Here is a 6,104-nt window from a genome sequence, read left to right as displayed (position 1 = left end):
GGGGAGGTTCTGGGCGTCGAGGAGTTGCTTCACCGCCTCGGGATTGAACGAGACGTCGAGGCTCGCAATGTAGCGCGTGGCGGAGTTGCGCTCGCTTCTGATCGAAACCGACGAAACCAGATCCTCGATGTTTTGCTGGCTGAGGTCGGGGAGCTGCGCATAGGCGCTCGTCGGCATGAGCCTTTTGAGCACAACTTCAAGGGCGTCGAGCTCGGCCGCCTTCATGCCTTTGGCCTTGGCGGCGACGGCATCCTTGTCGGTGGCGTCGACCGAGACTTTGGCAACGTCGTAAAGCGTGTCGGCCGCTCGCGCCGTGCCCGGAAGGACTAAGGCTGGGAACAGAATGACAAGGGCGATGCAAGGCGCCTGCACCGCAAGGCATTTTGACCGCCGGCACGCCATCAGGAACTCTTGCGACTTCGCCCGACCCTCGAGCAGCCTCCCATCCCCCATAAACCGTGGGAATGTGGCAGGAGGCGGCCTTTCCGCCTTGACTGGCCTCTTTGGGCACGATTGTTATGCCACATCGCCCGAACCTCCATAAAGAGTGGCGGAGTGCCCGCGACCCCAAGGACATCGAGCCGGCTCACCTATCGCGACGCGGGCGTCGATATCGACGCCGGCAATGCTCTGGTCGAGGCCATCGGTCCGCTTGCCAAGGCGACGAGGCGCAAAGGAGTGCTCGGAGCGATCGGCGGCTTCGGCGGCCTTTTCGATCTCAAAGCTTGCGCCTTCAGGGACCCGGTGCTGGTCGCCGCAACCGACGGTGTCGGAACCAAGCTCAAGCTCGCCATCGAGACCGGATTGCACGAGGGCATCGGCATCGATCTCGTCGCCATGAACGTCAACGACCTCGTGGTGCAGGGCGCCGAGCCGCTCTTCTTTCTCGACTACTTCGCCAGCGGCAAGCTCGACCTCGGCGTGGCCGAGACGGTGATCCGAAGCATCGCCAGAGGCTGCAAGGAGGCGGGTTGCGCGCTGATCGGAGGCGAGACCGCCGAGATGCCTGGCCTCTATGAGCCGGGCGACTACGACCTTGCAGGCTTTGCCGTCGGAGCGGTCGAGCGGCGCGCGATCCTGCCGCGCAAGGACATCAAGAGCGGCGACGCGATCCTCGCCCTCCCCTCTTCCGGCGTTCATTCGAACGGCTTCTCCTTGGTGCGGCGCGTTGTGGAGCGTTCGGGCCTGCGCCTATACGATCCAGCGCCGTTCGTCCAAGGCAAGTCGCTCGGTGCCGCGCTCCTCACACCGACGCGCATCTACGTGAAGCAAATTCTTGCGGCGATTCGCAAAACCGGAGCGATCAAGGCGCTCGCCCACATCACAGGCGGGGGGCTGACCGACAATATCCCGCGCGTACTGCCGAAGGCCCTGGCCGCCGAGATCAAGCTCGCATCCTTCACGCTCCCTCCGGTCTTCCAGTGGCTGCAACGCGAGGCGGGGTTGGACGAGGCGGAGATGCTGCGCACCTTCAACTGCGGCATCGGCATGATCCTGATCGTCGCGCATCGAGACAAAAGGCGCGTGCTTCGCGCCCTTGGCACGGAGGCGATGGAGATCGGCGTGATCGTGAAGCGCGGCCGCGGGGCCGCAGTGCGCTATGCCGGAACGCTCGGGGACGGACCGTGACAAGGAAGCGAGTCGGGGTCCTGATCTCGGGCCGGGGGTCCAATCTCCAAGCCCTGATCGAGGCGCAAGAATCTCCCGACTACCCGGCCAAGATCGTGCTCGTACTTTCCAACGTTCCGGGCGTGCAGGGTCTCGCCCGCGCCGAAGCGGCCGGAATTCCTGCCCTCGTCGTTGACCATAAGCGCTTCGCAAGCCGCTCCGACTTCGACGCCGTGCTCGACCAGACCCTCAAACAAGCCGGGGTCGAGCTCCTCTGCAATGCCGGCTTCATGCGGCTTCACACCGAAGCGTTCGTGCGGGGATGGTGGAACCGCCATCTCAACATCCACCCCTCGCTCCTCCCCGCGTTCAAGGGCTTGCATACCCATGCTCGGGTGCTGGATGAAGGCGTTAAGATCACGGGCTGCACTGTGCATTTCGTGCGGCCCGAAATGGACTCCGGGCCCATCGTGGCTCAGGCGGCGGTGCCGGTCCTCGCCGGCGACACGCCGGAAAGCCTTGCAGCCCGCGTTCTCGAGGCCGAGCACCGGCTCTATCCCCACGCGCTGCGACTCGTCGCCTCGGGAACGGTGCACGTCGATGGCGAACGTGTTGTTGGAATGACACAGATGAGAGAGGAGCCCCCTATCTTTTCGCCGCCAATTTGATGAAGCTCTTTGAACGAAAGTGTTAACGGCCGTAAGATTGAATTGTGTGGCATGTCACGCGACGAGATGGTGATGTGCCAACGATGGACAACATCAACGGCAGGGTGCTAGGACTGCCTTGAATCAGGGCAATTTTTGCCACGATGTCGCAAGACGTGGCGAAGCCTTGGAAAGCTGTCCGGAGGGCCGCTCCCTCGACGAGGCCGCTGACCCCCTGGGGAGCAAGGCCTTGGCCCCGGACGGCAAGAACAGGGAGCAAGGGAACAGACGGATAGATGACGGTCGCCTATTCTGCATCGCATGGGCTCGGCGAAGAGCAGAGCATCTGGTACAAGCTCACCCCGCTCTTGAACCAGGAGAACCCTATGCAGGTTCTCATGGCGCTCAGCGACAAATATGGTGGCGTGGTTCCGATCAACCTCAAGAACCACCGCATCGTGCTGCTCTCCGAGCCCGCCCACGCCGAGCGCGTTCTCGTCACCAACGCCGACAACTACACCAAATATTTCGATGGGCTCCGGCCGGTCTTCGGCCGCAGCATGATCACCATCGACGGCGCGCTGTGGCAGAAGATCAGGGCGCCGCAGCAGCCCGCCTTTCACCCCAATATGTTCGAGGTCTATTTCCCCTATCTGATGTCGGCCATCGAGTCGAAGATGGGACGTTGGGCGAAATTTGCCTCGACCGGCGAGACCATCGAGATGGTCGAGGAGACCTGGACGCTCGCCGCCGAGATGGTGTGCAAGGCGCTGTTTGATCGCGAAATGCCGTTCAACCCTCATTTCGTGTTCGGTCAGGTCAAGACCTACACCGACGTGATGAATCACAAATCGATCCGCCTCAAGAACGTGCGCGGCGAGATCGAGGAAATCACCGCCGAGGACGCCGCCAAGGCCATGGAGGTGTGGGGCTCGATTCCCGACACGGTGATCGGCGCCAACGTGCTCGACTATCGCGAGAAGACGCTGCTCAAGATGCTGCAGGCCGCCGAGGCCGATCCCAACTTCCCCGAGTTCGATCGCCAGCAGGTGATCGACGAGATGAAGCAGTATCTCTGGGCCGGCACGGAGACCACGGCGCTCACGCTCGCCTGGTCGCTCTATCTCCTGTCGATGCACCCGGAGGCGCTCGAGCGCATCCGGGCCGAAGCGAGAGCCGTGTGCGGCGAGCGCGACCCCGAATGGAACGAGGTTCAGCACCTCACCTATACGCGCATGGTCATCCAGGAAACCATGCGCCTGTTCCCGCCCATCTGGGCTTTGATCCGCATCGCCGCTGGCGATGACGAGATCGGCGGCCGCCAGATCAAGGCCGGCGACAAGGTGGTGATCCTCGCTTACGTGATGCACCACAGCCCGAATTTTTGGGAGGAGCCCGAGAAGTTCGAGCCCGAGCGGTTTGCGCCCGAGCGCGCCAAGAAGCGCACGAAATATACCTATCTGCCGTTTGCCGCGGGCAAGCGCTCGTGCATCGGCGGGGCTTTGTCGCAGATCGAGAATACGCTCGCGCTCGTGCAGCTCCTCAGGCGCTTCACGCCCGAATATGTCGGGCCGGTGCCAGCCAAGATCCACGCGACGGTGACGCTCTGCCCCAAGGGCGGCCTCCCCTTCCGCATCCACCCGTTGAGCTAAAAATCGGGCTCGGACTGACCCAGGTCAGAAACGGCGCTTCTGGCAGCACAGCATCGCATCTTCCGGTTGCATCCAAGGTCCGGGGGTGAGGAATAGGCGTAGAAATCGAAACCCTTGGCTAATGTCGTCCGAGTAGGCTCTTTGCCTTGGGGGCGCGCTTGCTCCCACAGGACAGCTTGGCGTGCTAGCACCCGTAAAGAATCCCGGAGCCAAATCCGGAGCGAAAGGCCGACAATTCAATCCGATTGTCTTCGCGGTCGCGAGTCTCGCGGCGGCTGTGATCCTCGTTTCGCTCGTCGCCATCCCGCAATATCTGTCGAAGCAGGCGCGCTGGGAATCGCTCCGCGCTCATGTCGGCGAAATTGCCAGGCTTGCGGCCAGCGTCGTTGATGGCGATCTGCACCGGCAACTGCTCGATCCCGCCAATTACAGCGACGAATTGTACAAGCGCGCGCTGGCGCCGCTGGTGCGCTTCCATTCCGCGGACCCGGACATTTTTTATGTGTACACGATGGTCGAGCGGGACGGCGTCGCCTATTTCGTGCTCGATACCGCCGCCTCGCGGGACCTCAAGACCAATCGCAAATTGGAAGCGTCGGGCTATATGGAGCGGTTCGACGTCCGTCCGGAATACAACGACGACTGGCTTGGGCAGCTCGCCGCGGGCAAGACCTACGTCAATCCCAGCTTCGAGGAGGACGACTACGGCACATTCCTCACGGGGGAAGCGCCCATCTACGATAGCGAGGGCCGCTATAGTGGCTTTGCCGGCGTCGACTTCGACCTGGAGTACTATTTCGCACAAGAAGCGCGCTTCCGCGACATTGCCATCGGCAGTTTGATCGCCGCGTTGGTGCTCGCGCTTCTGATCGGCTACGGAGCGGAGCGCTATTATTCCACATTGCAAAGTCGCATGCAGGCTCTCTATGAGAGCTCGACGCGTGATGCCCTGACCGGCTTGCGCAACCGGCTTGGCGCCATCGACGCGGTCAAGACGCTTCTGGCGCGGCGCGCAAAGAGCTATGCCGCTCTCCTCATCGACATCGACGGGCTCAAGATCATCAACGATACGCGCGGTCACGCCACCGGCGACGCAGTCATAGCGCTTATTGCCGAAGCGATCCGCGGGAGCATTCGCGAAGGCGACGAATGCGCCCGGATTGGCGGCGATGAGTTCTTCGTCTTCGCTGCCGATTGCGACCAGACGGAAGCGATGGCGATGGCCCGGGGCATTCTCGCCAAGCTCGCCAAACCGTCGATCCCGCTCACGGGCGCCAATGCCAGCGTGTCGATCGGAGTGGTTGTGCTCGACGGCGTCGATGCCGAGTTCAGCCGCATGTATCGCGATGCCGACCATGCGCTCTATCAAGCACGCTACGAAGGCAAGAGCCGCATCGGCTTGTTCGTGCCATCGGTCGAAGACACGATGGAGAGCCCGGCGCCTGCGTTCACCGGTTAGCGACTTAAGCTTCCGCTAGAACCTCATGAATTTGCGGCACGACGCCGGCGCCCTCGCCGACGGCGGCGGCCACGCGTTTGGTCGAGCCTGCGCGCACGTCTCCGATGGCGAAGACTCCGGGCCTGCTCGTCTCGTAGGGAAGCGCCTCGCGCCCGGCATCGCCGACGGCAAAGCCGTTGCCGGTGATGACGAAGCCCTTGCCGTCCACGGCGACGCAGTGGGTAAGCCAATTCGCATTCGGATCGGCGCCGATGAATAAAAACAGATGGCGCATGTGGCAGCTGTGTGTCTTGCCGGTCTCCCTATCACGGAACGTGGCACCGGTCAGCCCGTCCTTCTCGTCGCCTTCAAGCCCGACAATCTCTGTCTTGGTATGCAATTCGACATTGGGCAGCGCCACGATCCGGTCGATGAGATAGCGCGACATGGAGGCCTCCAGCTCCTCGCCGCGGATGACGAGGTGCAGCGTCTTCACCTTCGGCGCCAGGAAGACGACCGCCTGGCCCGCTGAATTGCCCCCGCCCACGAGCGCGACCTCCTCGCCTTCGCACAGCTTCGCCTCGATTGGGCTCGCCCAATAGGACACGCCGGCGCCTTCGAACGTTCCAAGATTGTCGACGGGCAGGCGGCGATAGCGTGCGCCTGAGGCGACGACGACGGTGCGCGCGCGAACCGTGACGCCATTGCTCAGCGTCAGTCGGTGCGGCGCACTCAGGCGGCAGTCGCTCTCTCCGCAAT

At 62.9% G+C, this 6,104-nt stretch carries 6 protein-coding genes; 4 read left to right on the top strand and 2 right to left on the bottom strand.

The features are described from left to right. Positions 1-402, bottom strand: a 402-nt coding sequence (locus tag VFB18_RS15625; protein ID WP_324977427.1) for a DUF2066 domain-containing protein, incomplete at its 3' end; no start/stop codon positions are given. A gap of 153 nt (positions 403-555) precedes the next feature. Between VFB18_RS15625 and purM the strand changes: the two genes are divergently transcribed. The 4 genes from purM to VFB18_RS15605 all read left to right on the top strand — a co-directional run bounded on the left by purM (position 556) and on the right by VFB18_RS15605 (position 5,366). Continuing rightward, a complete protein-coding gene (purM, locus tag VFB18_RS15620; RefSeq protein ID WP_324977424.1) occupies positions 556-1,629 on the top strand; it encodes a phosphoribosylformylglycinamidine cyclo-ligase in 1,074 nt (357 codons plus the stop codon). Next, positions 1,626-2,276 (top strand): phosphoribosylglycinamide formyltransferase, encoded by a 651-nt coding sequence (purN, locus tag VFB18_RS15615; protein ID WP_324977421.1) that lies wholly within the window; start codon positions 1,626-1,628, stop codon positions 2,274-2,276. Before purM ends, purN begins: the two co-directional genes overlap by 4 nt. A 275-nt stretch (positions 2,277-2,551) precedes the next feature. Next, positions 2,552-3,907: a cytochrome P450 gene (locus VFB18_RS15610; protein WP_324977417.1), complete on the top strand. Its 1,356-nt coding sequence runs from the start codon at positions 2,552-2,554 to the stop codon at positions 3,905-3,907. A 181-nt stretch (positions 3,908-4,088) separates the two neighbouring features. Beyond that, positions 4,089-5,366, top strand: a complete 1,278-nt coding sequence (locus VFB18_RS15605) for a GGDEF domain-containing protein (protein WP_324977414.1) — start codon at positions 4,089-4,091, stop codon at positions 5,364-5,366. A gap of 4 nt (positions 5,367-5,370) precedes the next feature. Here the strand turns inward: VFB18_RS15605 and VFB18_RS15600 are convergent. After that, positions 5,371-6,104 (bottom strand): NAD(P)/FAD-dependent oxidoreductase (locus VFB18_RS15600; protein ID WP_324977411.1); only part of this gene is annotated, 734 nt, incomplete at its 5' end.

This window comes from Methyloceanibacter sp., assembly GCF_035650995.1.
GTDB lineage: Bacteria > Pseudomonadota > Alphaproteobacteria > Rhizobiales > Methyloligellaceae > Methyloceanibacter.
This window is presented reverse-complemented; position numbering and strand designations above follow the sequence as displayed.